This is a genomic window from Phaeobacter sp. CECT 5382, from assembly GCF_001457775.1.
Lineage (GTDB): Bacteria > Pseudomonadota > Alphaproteobacteria > Rhodobacterales > Rhodobacteraceae > Pseudophaeobacter.
In genome coordinates this window covers 23,027-39,925 of sequence record NZ_CYSG01000014.1, presented here as the reverse complement: position 1 = coordinate 39,925, position 16,899 = coordinate 23,027, and the positions used below count along the sequence as shown (strand labels likewise).

The window sequence follows — 16,899 nt, the reverse complement described above, 5'->3', positions numbered from 1 at the left end:
TGTGAGGACAAGCCATGACAAGCTAGGGCAGAACAGATTAGATCCGTGATCTTATGTGAGTGGCTTTATGCTGCGTGCCAGAGCGCAGAACTCTTCAAGGCTCACTTGTTCCGCGCGCTCGGTTGGGGCAATTCCTGCCGCCTTAAGATGATCCTCGATCCCCGGCGCCACCCCTTTTAGGCTGGCGCGCAGCATTTTGCGGCGCTGGTTGAAAGCGGCGGCAATCACCCGGGACAAGGTGGCAGCGTCGGCCGGATAACGCGGCTCTGCCAGGGCTGTCAGGTGTACGACAGCACTGTGCACTTTGGGCGGCGGGCTAAAGGCTTCTGGGGGCAGCGACAGCACGATAGCTGCATCGGCGCGCCACTGGGCTAGCAATGCCAGGCGGCCATAGGCCTTGGTTCCGGGCAGGGCGACAATGCGCTCTGCGACTTCCCGCTGGAACATCAGCGTCAGGCTTTGCCAGAAAGGGGGCCATTCTTTCGGCGTGAGCCAGCGTACCAGAAGCTCCGTGCCGACATTGTAGGGCAGGTTGGCCGCGATGCGGACCGGTGGCGTCAGATGCGCCAATGGATCAACCTCGAGCGCGTCACCATTGATCAACTCAAGCCGCCCTGGATAGGCCTCAGCGATTTCGGCCAATGCCGGCATGCAGCGGCTGTCCTTTTCCACGGCCAGAACCCGGCGTGCGCCCTCGGCCAACAATCCGCGTGTCAGACCACCGGGGCCAGGGCCGATTTCCAGCACATCACATTGTGTCAGATCGCCTGCCTGGCGCGCGATCTTGGCGGTGAGGTTGAGATCAAGAAGAAAGTTCTGACCCAGTGATTTTCGGGCCAGAAGCTGGTGGGTTTCGATCACCTCACGCAGGGGGGGCAGGCTGTCGATGGCGCTCATGTATGTGTTCCCGCTACGTTTACCAGCGGCGCAGTCCGATCCGGTGCGCCTGTCAAAAAGAGGATGAGGCCGGGATAGGCAGTTGGCCTTACCGGGTCAAGGGCAGGGGGCAAGCGAAGGGTGGCAAGTGCAGGCTCATGGCTGCTTGCTTTGCGCCATGCTCTGAGCCAGCTTCAGAGCCTCGATGAGGCTGGAGGGATTGGCGCTGCCGGTTCCAGCGATGTCGAAAGCGGTGCCATGATCCGGTGAGGTGCGAATGAAAGGCAGGCCGAGGGTGACGTTAACGCCATGATCAAAATCCAGTGTTTTGATCGGGATCAAGGCCTGGTCGTGATACATGCAGACGGCCGCATCATAGCGGCGGCGGGCGGCGGCGTGAAACAGGGTATCCGCCGGGTGCGGGCCACTAAGGGAATAGCCTTCTGCCTGCATGTCAGTCACCAGATCATTGATCCAGAGCAGTTCTTCCTGTCCCATGGCGCCGCCTTCGCCGGCGTGTGGGTTCAGTCCTGCGACGGCAATACGTGGCTGGGAAATGCCAAACTGGTGTCGCAGGCCTTCGGCGGTTATCGCAATGACCTCGCGCAGCAAATCAGGTGTCAGAACCTTTGGCACATCCGCAAGGGCGATATGAATGGTGGCGGGCACCACCCGCAGCGCCGGGCTGGCCAGCATCATCACCACCTGCGACCGGCCTGCCAGATGCGCCAGGAATTCGGTGTGGCCGGGATAGGCAAATTCGGCCCCGTCGATCAGGGCCTTCTTGTGGATTGGCGCAGTGCAAACGGCGGAGGCGCAGCCAGACTGTACCAGTCCAACGGCCTTTTCGATCGAGGCGATAACCCCCGGTGCATTTTTCGGATCTGCGGTGCCTTTGATGGTATTTCCGGCAAAGTGCAAAGGCAGAACCGGCAATGCGCGCGTCGAAATCGCCAAGATGGCGCTGGGGTCAGACAATATGTCGTCTGACAGAGTCCCATAGGGGCAGTCCGCAGGCAGGTGGCGCGGGTCGCCAATCCAGACAAAGGGGCAGCTGTCTTTCAACTGCTGCCAGGCCTTCGCTGCGATCTCAGGGCCAATGCCGGCGGGCTCTCCGCAGCTGAGAGCGATGGGCCTTGGTGCCTGGATCTCCGTGATCTCCGTTTCGCGGGTCATCTTTCAGGCCCTACTTTTCGATGATCCGCGCATCCGCCCGTAGTTGTTCCAGGAAGCTGTCAGCGAAGGAAGCCAGACGCTGCTGCACCAGGGCATTGGCTACGGTTTCGCGCGATTCCCCTTCGCCCAACTCAGCGGTTCGGCCACAGAGCATCAAAAGCATCAAGGTCTGACCCTCGTTGCGGGTCAGTGTCAGCGAGGTCTCGTTGGGGTCCAGTTTAGCCAGTTCAATGGCGATGTCGCGGGGGATATCGGCCGGAACCAGGCTTTGCCTGTCAAGAACACTGGGATCCTGCGCCTTTGCGATACCATAGAGATCATCGCAGTTATCAATGCTATTGGCGATCTTTTGACCCTGCGCCAGGGCTTCTGCACTGCGTCCACCGGGGATGTAGTAGGCGGCGTATTCGATTGCCGCAAAGCGCTGGTTGGCACCGGTTACTTCGCGGATACCGCGCATCTGGAACATGGCGACCGCGCTTTGCAGCGCCAATGGTTCCGTGATTTCACCCGGCTGCAGGGCCAGCACGACAGATTGCAGCTGCGGTGGCAGTTTGGTGAGGTTCATCCAGGGCAGCCGTCCGCCATTGGTGCGGCTGTCAGCAGCGGAATACTGGGTCGCGGCAGAGGAAAACGCCGCGAAGCTCGTCAGTTCGCCGACCTGATCTGTCAGTTGATTGACCTGTGCAGCATTCTGTTCGTTGATCGGCACAATCAGTTCAGAAAGCAGCACCTGCACCCCACCGGATCCGGCCTGACCCATAGCGCGATCAATCTCGGCTTCGGTTGGACGGGCACGGGACAGGAAACGCGAGCCAACATATTCGCGCCAGCCAATACCGACGCTGGTGAAATCACGCAGGGTCTCCGGCGCGATCCCATTTTGTTGCAGCGCCTGGAGAAACTCGTTGAGGGAGAGATTGGCACGCCCGGCAAGTTCGGTCATGCCGGCGGTGATCTCTTCTTCGCTGGGCGCGATGCCTGCGTCTTCAAGAGCAGCCATCTTGAGCCTGTCCTTGATCAGTTCTTCGCGCGCCATGACCTGGGGATCTCCTGGCGTGCGCAAAACCCCCATGAACCGGGCCCTTTGTTCCAGCTCGTAATTGGTAATGACGGCACTATCGACGGTGATCGCCGGTGCAAACAAGCCCTGCGCAGTAGCGGGCATCGCTGTCGTGGACAAAGCGAAGGCCAGGGTCAGTGCGACGGCGGTTTTGACGACGCGTCGGGTCACAAATGCGGGGAAGGCTGGGGTCAGGATTGTCTGCATGATCGCCTGTACTGTTTGCTGCCGTTGTTGACGGAGAACCCGTTCATGGAAATGGTAAACCCGAAATCCGTTGAAGGCTCAACACTTGTTGTTGAGGTATAGCGGCGGTTTACCGAAAGGTCGACCGTCACGCACTCGTTGCTGTAGGCAAGGCCAAGTCCAGCCCGGGTGGCGCGGGCATCAGAGATATCGTAGCGCAGGTTGGCGCTGGCCTTCCAGCTGGGGGAAATCTCGTAGGAGCCATCGAACCAGACTTCTGACGTTTCTTCGCTGCGGTTTTCGGCCGGGTCGGTGCCAAGCCACAGGTAGCTGCCGGAAACCGCGACTGCGTCCCGGTACCAGTCTCCCCGTACCTCTGCCTTGGAAAAGTTCAGGGAATCATTGAGCAGACCGCGTGCGGTCAGTGCAATGCTGTCATCAAATTTCAGCTGCCCGGCAAGCAAGATATCGGATGTTGTTTCGCCAAGCCCAGAGCTTTTGGTGAACCGGCTGTCTGCATTTTGACGTAACACCTGACCCATAGTGGCATAGGCCTGCCAGCCGCTATTGGCGTAGCGGGCCCAGTTGAACCCATAGGCCAGCGTAAAGCCGTCTTCGCGGGCGTCGGCCGCCGGAAACCGGGACAGAGACAACAGGTTGCCCTGGTCGAATTCAACAAAATTGCTTTCGTCGCTGGCGGCATCAGCGCCGATGACATTGCTCCAGCCCAGCTGCAGGATCGGTTCGAAAAACTGGCTGGCACCAGTGTTGTCGATCCGCGACATTGGCAGACGGAAGGTCAGCGCCGAGCGTGGCGTGAACCGCGAACTATGTTCGGAATAATAGGTGTCATCATAGGTGGTGAAAGCATCGGCTGCTGCACCAATTTCCCATTTCACCACCACGCCACCGGCCATGTGCCAGCTGCGACGCCAGTCGAAATCGGCGGTGACGCGACCCTGGTCGCGACCGTTTTCGCTGGTTGCATTGCCCTCCAGATCGGAGGTGCGGTTGTGGCCATGCGCTTCCAATGTCATCCGGCTTTCTCCGCCGATCACCGTTGGGAAATACCGTTTCTGGTATGAGATATCACCAATTGTGGAGGGGATCAGATCCTGGTTTTCACTGTCACGTAGGGTTTTGAAGTTGATCAGAGAGGCACGCAAAAGACTGTCGCGCTGCGCTTTGGTAATACTGACTTCAGAGCGCAGCCGGTCCAGATCCGGCAGGCTGTAGTCTGCGATATAGGCGTCATCCGATACGGTTTTGAAGTCGAATTCCAGCTGATAGCCGCGCCCCAGGTCAAACTGACCTTCACCAAAGAAATAGCCGCGATCCTCGTTTGGTTGCAGATCATCCCGGGTGTAGGCGCCGTTGAATTCTATATCGCCGCGCCTGAAAGCCTGACGATAGCGGGCTTCAAGCGTGCGGGTCTTTGCAGAAAGATAAGGCGACAGGATCAGGTCCCGACTTTCGCCCAGCGTAAAGAAATACGGCACCTTGACCCCGGTCCCGAGGTTGGATGTGGTGCGGGTCGAAGGGACCAGAAAACCGCTGGTCCTCTTCAGGTTGGGATCCGGCAGGCGGACGGCCGGAAAGTAGAACACCGGAACATCCAGAATACGAACCTGGGCGTTTTCAAAATAGAGCTGTTGTTCCACCTGATCATGGATGACCCGCTCAGCCCGGATCTGCCAGAGCGGCGGTTTGCCATCTTCGCAGACGTTGCAAGAGGTGACAGCGGTCTTATAGAGCTGGGTATAGCGTCCACCGACACGACTCATCTGTACAGACGCAAGCTGCAGCTGCTGCTTGAAGACCATGCGCGCGCCTGTCAGCAGGCCATCGCGCAGCGAGCGGTCCATTTCGGCAGCGCTGGCCAGAATGGTGATCTCGCCACCCTGATCGATCCGAATGGGACCTTCGATCTGTAGAGTGCCACTGGCCTGATCAAAGGTGATCTTTTCGGCCCGCAGGCGAATGTCCTCCTGAAAGGCCTCAACATTCCCCTGAGCAATCAGGGTCCGGTCCTGGGTGATGAAAAGCTGGTCTGCCACTAGAACGGCGGGCTGAACCGCGACCGGTTCCGGTTGTGCGGCAAGTTCTTGCGTGGCCACGGGACTTGCCACAGCCATCCAGGGAAGGACCACCGAAAGCATCAGGGCGCGGCGCATATTATCCGTCCTCGGCATGTAAAAGCAGTCCCATGGTTAACAGTATAGCGGCAAAGGGCGGCGCCCAGGCGGCCAGAGCGACGGGAATCTGGCCATTTTCACCCAAAATCTGCGCAAAGTTTCGAATAAAGTACAGGCCAAATCCCAACAGGACCGCAGCCAGCACAGCAAGGCCGGTGCCGCCAAAGCGGGCATGGCGCATGGTGAAGGCAGCGCCGACGAGAACCATGGCAATCAAGAACAGCGGGCGGGCAAGCTCCACCTGATACCAGACCTGGTAGCGTTTGGTGGAAAACCCGGCCTCTGCCAGCTCCCGGATGGTCGTAGGCAGATCATAGACCGAGATCCCATCGGCAGAGCCAAGTCGGTCACGAATGCGATCCTGCGTGAGAGTGGTCGGCAGGCGCAGGCTGTCATGGGTTACGGCCGATTTCTCCGGGTTGAGCCCGGCGGTCAGGTGCCAGACTTTGGCCTCGGTCAAAACCCAGTCTTCACCGTCCAGCATGGCGCTTTGGGCGACGATACGGCGAATGGGGCCACCGCCGGGGGCATAGGCCAGAATGGTGACGCCATGCAGAACGATATCGTCGCTGCCGCCTCCGTAGCCTGACGCATGGATGACCGATTGTCCCTGGGGGCTACCCTGTCGCAGCCACAGCCCTTCGCCCGATAGCGACAGGGCCGCAGCGCCCCCGGTCCGATAGGTCTCTGCCAGGGATTTATAGCGGTTTGTGGTGGCTGCCACGATCGGGTTGAGCGTGCTGACAGCCAGAACGCCGATCAGGGCGGCAACCAGAACCGGTGCCGCCAGGGCGCGAATGCCCGAACGCCCGATGGCCCGGGTCACCACCAGTTCGCTGCTGCGGGCCAGGCCCACAAACAGCACGATCGTGGTCAGGATCATGATCAGCGGTAGAAACTCGCTCAGCGCTGCGGGTGCATTCAGAAGCGTCAGCCCCAACAGCTGACCGGCACTGAGGTCAAAGGCATCAAACCGGCGCACCTGTTCGTTGAGATCAATCAAAACCACAAGGGTCATCAGGACTGCACAGATGATCAGAAACCATTGCAGAAACCGGCGGGCATAGTAGAGATCAAGCTTCATGCCTGGGCCTCCGGTGTGGTTGGCGCCTGGCGGCGGCGCAACAGGCCAATCGAAGGGCGCGCTGCCAGTTGTAAAAAGACGACGGCGATTGCCAGGCCAATCCCTGCGGGCAGATAGACCAGTGGCCACAGGTCCGGGTTCTTCAGAACCGGGTCCGAGACGACCCCGCGCAGGCCTTCGACGAGGATCAGCAAAAGAAAGGCGAGCATGGCCTGACGCCAGACCCCAAAGCGCGAATAACTCCCGAGCATCAATGCCGAAAACCCGATCAGAGCCACAGCGATGCAGATCAAGGCGCGCGCAAATCTCAGGTGCAGCTCTTCGGCCAGCAGGCCGGGGCTATAGCCTTCTTTTTCGGTGATGCTGGCGCGTTGGGTCATCAGCTCAAGGCTGGGAATGGCCCGGATATTGCGCGTCTGAGATGCGGATTTCTGTGCCAGTGAGCTGATATCATATGAGAAATCGGAAAAGCTGGTGGTCGAAAGGCGCCGTGCGGCAACATCCAGACGCTGGGCCATGCCATTAACCATGATCAGATGTGTCTTGCCTTCATTGCGCACCAAAAAGGCGCGTGCACCGGTATAGGTGACACTTTGTTTCGGATTGCGTCGATCCGACAGGAAGACATCGTTCAGGGTGCCGTCGGCATCGATCTTGCGGATGTAAAAGGTCACGCCCTTGGTCGGGTGCAGAAAATTGCCTTCGGTCAGTAATTTGGCGGTGACATTACGCGACACTTCCTGTTCGCGCAGCTCCAGCTGACTGATCGAGGTAGGCAACAGAAAATGCGTCAGCGCCGACATCATCAGGGCAGTGACGATGCCAAAAGCCAGCGCAGGGCGGGCCATTTGCCAGGGGCTGGTGCCGGTGGCGCGCAGCACCGTCAGCTCGCTTTCGCTTTGTAGCCGGTTGGTCACCCAGACCGCAGAGGCAAAGGTGGCCACCGGCAGCACCATGCGGATGAGATTGGGCAGGGTCAGTGCGGTGAATTCCAGAAATACAAGCGCAGACTGCCCGTCCCCAATGAGACGGTCAAACAGCACAACGGCCCGGTTCACCCAGAACACGGCCACAAGTATGAGCGCAAAGAAGCCGAAAAACAGCAGATATTGCGACAGGACGTATCTGTCGTAGCGTGACACTCGATCCCCCCAGATCCTGTCGATGTTATTTTGCCTGACCTTAGAGGAATTGTTTGCGGGGGAAAACTGCAATCTGCGCCTCTGTGATAGCGGACTTGCAGCATCGGCGGGGCTTTGCGGATTACTGATCTGAGGGCTGACGTCTCGTAGGGGTGGCCATTGCCGTGGCGGCAAGCTACCTGTTGCTGCTAAAGCCCGGAAAAATTCCGCGACACGATCCCGATACGATCCCGACAGGAGATTTACAGATGAGCCCTTTGCCCACCATCCGCTTTGCCGACTATGAGCCCAAAGACCTGTCCGGAATGACCGGTCGTGTGGTGGTGCTGATCACCCCCGAAGGCATCATGGATCAGGCGGGCCGTAGCGCCAACCGGATGACCAAAGGTGCCCTGGCAAGGCTGGTGGACTCCGAAGGTTTCAAAGCGGCCAAAACCGGCACGGTGATCTCTCTGGCCTGGCCTGCGGGCATGGTGGCCGAAGCGCTGGACGTGCTGGTGATGCCGCGTAAAGTCACTCCGACAGAGGCGCGTCAGGCTGGTGCAAAACTGATCGCAGGCACCAGTGGCAAGGCGATGACGGTGATGGCGGGATCAATGCCCAAGGCGGCAGAGCTAGCAATGGGCATGGCCCTGCGCAGCTATGATTTTGAGAACCACAAAACACCAAAAGACAACAAAACCGCCGCCCCGACTGTGATTACCATCGCCCATAAGGCGGCTGCCGATATGGAGGCTCTGTTTGCGCCTCTGGCGGCTGTGGCTGAAGGGGTGCACATGACCCGCGATCTGATCAATGAGCCGGCCAATGTGCTGACAACCAGGGAGTTTGCCCGCCGTATCGAAGAGATGTCTGACATCGGCCTGGAGGTTGAAATCCTCGACGAGGCCGCCCTGGCTGAGCTCGGCATGGGCGCCTTGCTCTGTGTCGGGCAGGGCTCTGACAGCCCGTCCAAGGTTGCAGTGATGCAGTGGAACGGTGGTTCCAAGGGTGAAGCTCCGCTGGCCCTGGTCGGCAAGGGCGTTGTCTTTGACACTGGCGGCATTTCGCTGAAACCTGCTGCGGGCATGGAAGACATGACCATGGATATGGGCGGCGCTGGTGTGGTGACTGGCACCATGAAAGCGCTGGCTCTGCGCAAGGCAAAGGCCAATGTGGTTGGTCTGGTTGGTCTGGTTGAAAACATGCCCTCCGGCAATGCCACCCGCCCTGGCGATGTGGTCAAATCCATGAAGGGCGACACCATTGAGGTGATCAACACCGATGCCGAAGGCCGTCTGGTGCTCTGTGATGTGCTTTGGTACGCGCAGGAGCGGTTCAATCCCAGTGGCGTGATTGATCTGGCCACCTTGACTGGTGCGGTGATCATCGGTCTGGGCCATGAAAATGCCGGTGTCTTTTCCAATGATGACGCCCTGTGCAATGGGTTCCTTAAATCGGCAAAGGCCGCCGATGAAGGCGCTTGGCGGATGCCACTGGGGCAGGGGTATGATGACCAGCTGAAATCACGCATCGCGGATATGATGAATGTTGGCGGCCGCCCGGCCGGATCAATCACGGCGGCGCAGTTCCTCAAGCGGTTCATCAAAGACGATATGCCTTGGATCCATCTGGATATCGCCGGTGTTGCCTCGGTGAAATCCGCAACGACTTATGCGCCCAAAGGCGCAACCGGCTGGGGCGTTATGGCGCTGGACCGTCTGGTGCGCGACAAGTTCGAAGCGCAGTAACGCGACCATGGGGGCCGTCTATTTCTATCACTTGACCCGCCGCCCGCTGCAGGACACCTTGCCGGTGTTGCTGGAAAAGGCGCGCGGGGCAGGCTGGCGCATAGCCGTGCGCGGCCAGATGCAGGACCGGATGGCCTGGCTGGACGAAAGCCTGTGGCAAGGGGCTGACGACAGCTTTTTGGCGCACGGTCTGGCGGGCGGCCCCCATGATGCCTTGCAACCCGTTTTGCTGACCACCAGCCAAGAGGCCGCAAATGCACCGGATTGTGTGATGGCGGTGGACGGGGCCGAGGTGCAGGCCGAAGAAGTCCAATCCCTGGCGCGGGTCTGCATCTTGTTTGATGGGACTGATCCACAGGCGGTGCAGCAGGCCCGCGGCCAATGGAAGGCCCTGACGGATGCGGGCTGTTCGGCACAATACTGGTCCGAAGAATCCGGGCGCTGGGAAAAGAAAGCCGAAACCTAATTCAGCTGGCCTGAGATGCTGTCGCTGGGACTGAACATAGCAGGCCGATCTGATTCCCATCTTCGACATCAGATGATGCCTCTAGCGATCGTGCGATAGCGATCATGCGATCCGGTATCGAGATGATTTTCTGATACCTTTGCGATCCGGCCGCAGCAGGGCCCTAGCTGCCCGGCTCTGCCAAGCCTGGCAAAACCTGCAAAGCAGCCTGGCGCTATCTGTTTTTCGAAATGCCAGCCTGTCTGTCGGCCCCCGCAGGTTTTGCAAACTCCGCCCCCGCCCTTTGCCGGGAAGAGCCATATATAATTGATTTAATGGCAGGCGAATTTATGAATTCCCGCTTCAATCCCATAAAGTGGAGGGGACGATTAGATTGCAAAGAAACCAGAATTCCTACTTGTCCATTTTATTGCGCCGGCGTGAATGGCGCTATTCTTTGATGTAATCATTTCTTAGATAGTTTCGCCAATAGTGACAGTACTCAATTTGGGGTCTCCGAATTGGTTGTTGGCAGCTCAAGCTACAGAGGCGAAGGCCTCTGACTTAATCACGCCAGTGCAACCAAAACGGAGATCGGTCTGAGGAGACCGGTAGCAAAGGGCGGAGTGACGTCTTGGTTTAGACTGCTCACTTCTGGCTTTTGTCAGACTGGTCTGCTGGAAACAGTGACGAAGACAAAGTGTGTACAGGCTGCAAGGCAATGCTGGAGGGTCTGATATAGGTAAAGGTGAAATGGGCAACTGCGTAGCACATGGTTGGGCTGAAGGTGCGATTGATGCGGCCGTCCCGCAGGTTTCACGACGGGGCAGGGGCCGGGTCCACGGGCTGCGCTCAGGTTGGCAGGCAGTGCTTCAGTCACGGCTAGACCATTCACTGCAAGACACTGGTCTATCCAAACCCACCAGACTCGCCCTGCGCCCTGGAAACCTCGAAAAACCCGCAAAACCCGGTCGACCATGGCGATCCATGCTAGTTTACGGACGCGTGAGGCTCGGGCGAATTGCCCGCAGCTGCATTGCAGTTTGGCTGATCTCCGCCTTTCTGCTTCTCGGGGGCGGCAATCCTGCCCTTGCCCGCGATATGAACTGCACGGTCTTTGATGAGCTTGCGACCCTGGTGCATCTGAGTGAGTTGTTTCTGGACAATGTGGAAACCGGCGCCAACCCCAAGGCGCGGGCCAAGTTGACGCGCTTCCTGAAGAATACGTCTGTTGTGGAACTGCGCATGCGCCTCAATGACAATGGCTTGAACAGCATCAGTGGGGCGACGTCGAAGTTTATGGCGCAGCAAAAGACCCTTTTGAAAATTCGCGCCATTGGCGGCCAGTTCAAAGCCGCCGAAACCGCGCGAAAGCTGCGCTTGCGGGCCAAGCTCGATGCGTATCGGCGCGAGCTAGTGGCTTTGCCCTGCCTGGACGGAAACGGTCGTTCGGTGGCCGGCACATTTACCGATGAAAACTATCTGGTCTCTAGTAAGATTGCTAGTATCGGTGCCATTACGGTTCTGTTGCTCGGAGTGGCTGCGTTTTTGATCTTTGACCGGATCAACAAACTCAATTCACGCAAAAAGAAACGCTTTGTCTGCAATGCCTCCTGTCTGGTCCACCCCGCAGAACAGGAGGAAGTGATCGAAGCGCAGATCATTGATGTCAGCCAGCTGGGCGCCAAAGTGAAATCCGAAGTCACCTGTCCGGTCGGCGCCGAAGTCGAAGTGAATGTTCCCGAAAAGACCTTGGTCTATCCAGATCACAGCGTCACCTACGCCGGATGGTCAATCCCTGCACGGGTGCTGTGGCGCAACGGCAATTATTTTGGCGTGGAATTCAAAACGCTGATGGAGCGTGCTCAGCTGGATCAGCTGGTGCAGGCTGGCTGAAGAGATATCCCACTAGGCGGCGTAGGCCGGAAAGGGCCTATTCGGGCAACTGCATTCGGATAGGCCAAAAGACGAAACCGACCGCCCCGGCCTTGTTCGCGTCCGCGCTATCTCGTGAGCACCAGCGCGCCATCGCGGATCTCAATACTGGACCAACGCTGCAGATAGCCCATACCTAAAAGGGAACTGTCCAGCTCGCCCTCATTGACCCAGACCCGCAGGTTCTCGTCCCGGATGTTGCCTAGGGAGATCTCTCCGACACGCACCGATGCGGTGCGCACCTCGCCGTTGGCGGTACGGGCACGCCCTAGATAGGCCAGCTTATCAGGATCGATCCCGGCCCGTCGTGCATCACGTTCCGTCAGAACCACTTCGCTGGCACCGGTGTCGACAAGGAAATGGATGTCGGCGCCGTCTACCTGAAGCGTCAGATAATAATGGCCGTCAGCGGAACGCGGCACCACGACACGACCCGTTTCACTCATTACGGATTGCTGTGGTTGCAGGGTCTGGCGAATATCTCCCCAAAGGCCGTATCCGGCAATCACACCCAGAAAGATAAAAGCCCAGACTGCCAGTTGCTGTACCGTCTTGCCCAGCGATTGGCGGTTCTCGACAAAGACCCAAGCCCCAACCGCGACAAGCAGCAAGCCAAGATAGATCAGGCGGCTGAATTCAAAATCTTCCATTGCGAAAGCGGTCCCTGCGAAATTGCGATTCTATTGACTATCTAAGCGGGCTGCGGCGAATGCCTAGCCGGCAAAGCCAAAATCGCGCAGACCATCCAGCACAAATTGCACCGAAAGAGCGGCCAAGAGCATGCCCAGAAGCCGGGTCACCACATTGATGCCGGTCTTGCCGAGCGCATGTTCGAGCATGCCTGAGGCCAGAAACATCAGCAGCATCACAAAAAGCACGGCAACAACCACGCCCATGACCAGCGCAAACCCTTCGAGACCGGGCTTTTGCCCGGCCAGAAGGATCACGGTCGCAATTGAGCCAGGGCCGGCAATCAGCGGGATCGACATCGGAAAGATCGAAGGATCTTCGGCTTCGGTGGCCTCTTCGCCCTGGTTTTCACGCCGCTTGGTCCGGCGTTCAAACAGCATGTCCAATGCGGTCAGGAACAGTAGAACGCCCCCCGCAACCCGAAAGGCGGCCATGGAGATGCCGGCAAAGCCCAGCACGGCCTCGCCAAAGAGGGTAAACAGGGCCAGCAGAAACATCGCCGTAAAGGCCGCGCGTAGCGCGATGGAGCGACGTTCCTGTGGGGTGGCCCCCTGTGTCAGCGCCAAAAAGATCGGTGTGAGGCCAATGGGATCAATAATCACAAAGAGCGTCACAAAAGAGGTGATCAGAAAGGCGGTGTCGATCATGAGGCCTCGGCTTTTTCCAGTTTCTCCAGAGCGCGCATCCACATCAGCTCAGCGCGATCCAGCGCTTCGATGACTTCGGCGTGCTTGCTCTGCCAAACCCGAGCTTCGTCTTTTTTCTCGGGCTCGTAAAGTTCCGGGTCAGCCAGTTTGATATCCAGCTTGTCCTTCATCTGCGTGAGCTTGCTGACGCGTTCTTCGGATTTGCGCGCATCTTTGCGCAGGGCCAGAATGGCATCGCGCGTCGGGCGCGCGGGCTTTGGCTTTTCCTTTTTGATCGGCTTGTCCTTGGACGCAGGTTTGTCTTTTTCCAGCAGCAAGGCCCGATACGAGGCCAAATCCCCCTCATAGGGTTTGACTGTGCCTTTAGAGACCAGCCAGAGCCGATCGGCCACCAGTGACAGCAGATGCATGTCGTGGCTGACTAGGATAACGGCACCGGTATAGGCGGTCAGCGCCTCGACTAGGGCTTCGCGGCTTTCGATATCTAAGTGGGTGGTCGGCTCATCGAGAATCAACAGATGCGGTGCGTCCAATGTGGCCAGCAGCAGCGACAACCGTGCTTTTTGCCCGCCGGACAGGCGTCCCACAGCGGTATCCGCCTGATCGGCACCCAGGCCAAATCCCGCAAGACGGGCACGCAGGCGCGGCTGGCCTTCGGTGGGGCGTTCGCGGATCAGGTGTTGCAGCGGCGTTTCATCGATATAAAGCTCATCGACCTGATGCTGGGCAAAGAAACCAATACGCAGCTTGCTGGACTGGCTCATCTTGCCGCCCATTGGCGCCAGACGCGCCGACAACATTTTGGATAGCGTCGATTTACCTTCGCCGTTCTTGCCCAAAAGGGCGATGCGATCATCCTGATCGATGCGCAGATCCAGATGGCTGAGGATCACCTTGTCATCATAGCCAACCTTGACACCTTCGGTGGCGATGATCGGCGGCGACAGCTCTTCGGGTGTGGGAAAGGTGAAAACGGTGCGCGCGGCATCTTCGGGCGCGCGGATGGTTTCCATCTTTTCCAGCATCTTGACCCGGCTTTGGGCCTGTTTGGCCTTGCTGGCCTTGGCTTTAAAACGGTCCACAAAACTTTGCAGATGGGCGCGACGTGCGTCTTGCTTCTTTGCTTGAGCAGCCTGGTTGGCGCGGTTGGCGGCGCGCTGGCGGGCGAACTGGTCGTAGTTGCCGCCATAATAGGTGACCTTGCGGTCTTCGAGATGCAAAATACCACCGACGGAGCGGTTCAGGAGCTCACGGTCGTGGCTGATGATGATGACCGTGTGGGGATATTTGACCAGATAGGCCTCCAGCCAAAGTGCCCCTTCGAGGTCGAGATAGTTGGTCGGCTCATCCAAAAGCAGCAGATCGGGTTCCGAGAACAGGACCGCCGCTAGGGCAACCCGCATCCGCCAACCGCCAGAGAAGTCGGAGCAGGGGCGTTGCTGTGCCTCTTCGTCAAAGCCCAGACCCTTGAGGATCGACGCGGCACGGGCTTCGGCGGACCAGGCATCGATATCGGCCAGCCGGGTCTGCACCTCGGCGATACGGCCGGGGTCGGTCGCGGTTTCGGCTTCTGCCATCAGGGCTGCGCGTTCTGTAGCGGCTGCCAGAACCGTGTCGATCAGCGACACATTTGACGACGGCGCCTCCTGGGCGATGCCGCCGATCTGTGCCTTGGAGGGCAGTGAGATGGAGCCGGTCTCAAGCGCCAGCTCGCCCCGGATGAGGCGAAACAAGGTCGTTTTGCCGGTGCCGTTGCGCCCCACCAGGCCCACTTTGTGGCCGTTGGGAATGGTGGCACTGGCCTCTTCGAACAGAGGGCGGCCTTCAACCGAATAGGTGATATCCTGAATACGTAGCATGGGCTCATGCACTGTCGCAGTGCCCAAGACTTGTCAATGTGTATCCGGGCCTATCGGGCGATATCCGGCGTTCATTTCAGCAGTGGCTCAAGACCCTCGGCAGAAAAGGAGGCAAAACCCACCATCGGGCTATCGCCCTGCAGCGAAAAGGCAAAGACGTGAATTTCTTCGTGGTGGATTGAGGCGCGGCAGAAGCTGTCTGCCTGTGGGAGTGAAACAGGGCAAGTTTCGAGGTCGATATGCGCGACAGCTGCCTCGAAGGTTTCGTAGGTCAAGGGCAGGGCGGGTGCCGCGGCGGGCTCGCCGGCCTGAACGGACGTGGTTGCCCCGGCCCATGTCAAAATGGTTGCAAGGGCGGCGCAGAGGTGGGTTTGGAATGACATGGTGGTACTCCTTGTGATGAGACGGCAGAACAGTGAAAGCCAGGGGGCGGATGAAATAGGGTTTTTAATAACTGACTTAAATTGTCGGATTTGGCAATCCAACCTGATTTGACCATCGTCAAGTTCTGCCGGTCGAACGTTAGCCGGGCGGCAACTCGATGAAGGGCGGGTGGGTGCAGGTCACGGCACGCGGCGTCGTGTCTGGCTCCTGTCGATTTATACTGGTACCTGAGGAACGAGGCTTTCAAACTCAGGTGATTTCATGCGCGCTGCACAGAGTGCTCCACATCTTGTGACGCTGATTTTCAGCACCGCTCTGGCGGTTCTGTCGCTTAATATGTTCTTACCCTCGCTGCCCCGCATCGCCGAGGATTTTGACACCAGCTACGGCGTGGTGAACCTGTCTTTGGCGGGGTATCTGGCGATTTCTGCCGTTTTGCAGCTGGTTATGGGGCCCTTGTCGGACCGATACGGTCGTCGGCCGGTCTTACTGGGCTCAATGCTCATCTTTGCGGTTGCCTCACTGGGGTGCTTTTGGGCCGAAGACATCTGGGTGTTTCTGGGGTTTCGCATGCTGCAGGGCATTGTTGTGGCGGGGCAGGGCCTGTTGCGTGCTGCCCTACGCGACATGCATTTCACCCAAGAGGCTGCCAGCAAGCTGGGCTATGTCACCATGGCCATGGCGCTGGCGCCAATGCTGGGGCCGATGTTGGGCGGGGGCCTGGACATGGCCTTTGGCTGGCGGTCCAGTTTTGCGCTCTATACGCTGTTGGGGTTTGGCCTGCTGGCCCTGTGTTGGGGGGACTGGGGCGAGACAAACCACCAACGATCGGCCACCTTTGGCGCCCAGATGCGCAGCTATCCAGAGCTTTTGGCCTCCCGCCGGTTCTGGGGCTACAGCCTGTGTCTGGCGTTTTCCATTGGCGGCTTTTACGCCTTTATCACCGGTGCCCCATTAGTGGCCGCGGCCTGGTTTGACCTCAACCCGGCGCAGTTGGGATTGGGGATCGGTATCATCACCTGTGGGTTCATGGTGGGGAATTTTGTCACCGGACGGCTGGCCCTGAAAGTGGAACTGATCAATCTGGTGCTGGCGGGGCGACTGGCCGCCACCATCGGGCCTGTGGTTGGGCTCGGATTGTTTTTGAGCGGTTTCGGCTCCATCTGGGCCTTCTTTGGATCGGCAATCTGTGTGGGCTTTGGCAATGGGCTGACGGTGGCCAATGCCAGCGCCGGGCTGATGTCGGTGCGTCCGCATCTGGCGGGCAGTGCGTCGGGCCTGTCAGGGGCTCTGGTGGTGGCGCTTGGTGCGGTCATGACCACGCTGACAGGCGGGCTGGTCACGCCTGAAGCGGCGCCATTCACCGTGCTCGGCATCATCCTGGGCTCCAGCTTCTGCGCGCTGGCCTCTGCTATATATGTGCGCTGGCTCGACAAGCATGATCCTTTGGAAGAAACCGCCTGAAAACGAAACCGCCTGAGAATGAA

The 16,899-nt window shown here is 58.9% G+C and carries 14 protein-coding genes; 4 read left to right on the top strand and 10 right to left on the bottom strand.

From position 1 onward, the window contains the following. Positions 1–51: 51 nt before the first annotated feature. From rsmA to lptF, 6 genes are all read right to left on the bottom strand, one after another. Positions 52–897 (bottom strand): 16S rRNA (adenine(1518)-N(6)/adenine(1519)-N(6))-dimethyltransferase RsmA, encoded by an 846-nt coding sequence (gene rsmA, locus PH5382_RS14475; protein ID WP_058335111.1) that lies wholly within the window; start codon positions 895–897, stop codon positions 52–54. Positions 898–1,032: 135 nt separating this feature from the next. Continuing rightward, complete coding sequence (pdxA, locus tag PH5382_RS14470; protein ID WP_058335110.1) at positions 1,033–2,052, bottom strand: 4-hydroxythreonine-4-phosphate dehydrogenase PdxA; 1,020 nt, start codon at positions 2,050–2,052, stop codon at positions 1,033–1,035. A 10-nt stretch (positions 2,053–2,062) separates the two neighbouring features. Continuing rightward, a complete protein-coding gene (locus tag PH5382_RS14465) occupies positions 2,063–3,322 on the bottom strand; it encodes a peptidylprolyl isomerase (RefSeq protein WP_058335109.1) in 1,260 nt (419 codons plus the stop codon). After that, complete coding sequence (locus PH5382_RS14460; protein ID WP_058335108.1) at positions 3,307–5,475, bottom strand: LPS-assembly protein LptD; 2,169 nt, start codon at positions 5,473–5,475, stop codon at positions 3,307–3,309. Before PH5382_RS14460 ends, PH5382_RS14465 begins: the two co-directional genes overlap by 16 nt. A 1-nt stretch (position 5,476) precedes the next feature. Then, positions 5,477–6,580: an LPS export ABC transporter permease LptG gene (gene lptG / locus PH5382_RS14455; protein WP_058335107.1), complete on the bottom strand. Its 1,104-nt coding sequence runs from the start codon at positions 6,578–6,580 to the stop codon at positions 5,477–5,479. Then, the gene (gene lptF / locus PH5382_RS14450) at positions 6,577–7,722 is read right to left on the bottom strand and encodes an LPS export ABC transporter permease LptF (RefSeq protein WP_058335106.1); all 1,146 of its coding nucleotides are present in this window, start codon (positions 7,720–7,722) and stop codon (positions 6,577–6,579) included. The genes lptG and lptF overlap by 4 nt, the downstream gene beginning before the upstream one ends. A 248-nt stretch (positions 7,723–7,970) precedes the next feature. Between lptF and PH5382_RS14445 the strand changes: the two genes are divergently transcribed. The 3 genes from PH5382_RS14445 (at position 7,971) to PH5382_RS14435 (ending at position 11,793) form a co-directional block, all read left to right on the top strand. Further along, a complete protein-coding gene (locus PH5382_RS14445; RefSeq protein WP_058335105.1) occupies positions 7,971–9,452 on the top strand; it encodes a leucyl aminopeptidase in 1,482 nt (493 codons plus the stop codon). A gap of 7 nt (positions 9,453–9,459) precedes the next feature. Then, a complete protein-coding gene (locus PH5382_RS14440) occupies positions 9,460–9,918 on the top strand; it encodes a DNA polymerase III subunit chi (RefSeq protein ID WP_058335104.1) in 459 nt (152 codons plus the stop codon). Between the two features lie 1,080 nt (positions 9,919–10,998). Next, the gene (locus PH5382_RS14435; protein ID WP_231751892.1) at positions 10,999–11,793 is read left to right on the top strand and encodes a PilZ domain-containing protein; all 795 of its coding nucleotides are present in this window, start codon (positions 10,999–11,001) and stop codon (positions 11,791–11,793) included. Between the two features lie 107 nt (positions 11,794–11,900). On the opposite strand, the gene PH5382_RS14430 is transcribed toward PH5382_RS14435, so the two are convergent. From PH5382_RS14430 to PH5382_RS14415, 4 genes are all read right to left on the bottom strand, one after another. After that, entirely contained in the window at positions 11,901–12,482 is a 582-nt protein-coding gene (locus PH5382_RS14430; protein WP_058335102.1) for a retropepsin-like aspartic protease family protein, read from the bottom strand. Between the two features lie 63 nt (positions 12,483–12,545). Then, complete coding sequence (locus tag PH5382_RS14425) at positions 12,546–13,169, bottom strand: MarC family protein (protein ID WP_058335101.1); 624 nt, start codon at positions 13,167–13,169, stop codon at positions 12,546–12,548. Further along, the gene (locus tag PH5382_RS14420; protein ID WP_058335100.1) at positions 13,166–15,028 is read right to left on the bottom strand and encodes an ABC-F family ATP-binding cassette domain-containing protein; all 1,863 of its coding nucleotides are present in this window, start codon (positions 15,026–15,028) and stop codon (positions 13,166–13,168) included. Before PH5382_RS14420 ends, PH5382_RS14425 begins: the two co-directional genes overlap by 4 nt. Before the next feature lie 71 nt (positions 15,029–15,099). Then, positions 15,100–15,411: a hypothetical protein gene (locus PH5382_RS14415; protein ID WP_058335099.1), complete on the bottom strand. Its 312-nt coding sequence runs from the start codon at positions 15,409–15,411 to the stop codon at positions 15,100–15,102. A gap of 262 nt (positions 15,412–15,673) precedes the next feature. Between PH5382_RS14415 and PH5382_RS14410 the strand changes: the two genes are divergently transcribed. After that, positions 15,674–16,876 (top strand): multidrug effflux MFS transporter, encoded by a 1,203-nt coding sequence (locus tag PH5382_RS14410; protein WP_058335098.1) that lies wholly within the window; start codon positions 15,674–15,676, stop codon positions 16,874–16,876. Positions 16,877–16,899 lie beyond the last annotated feature (23 nt).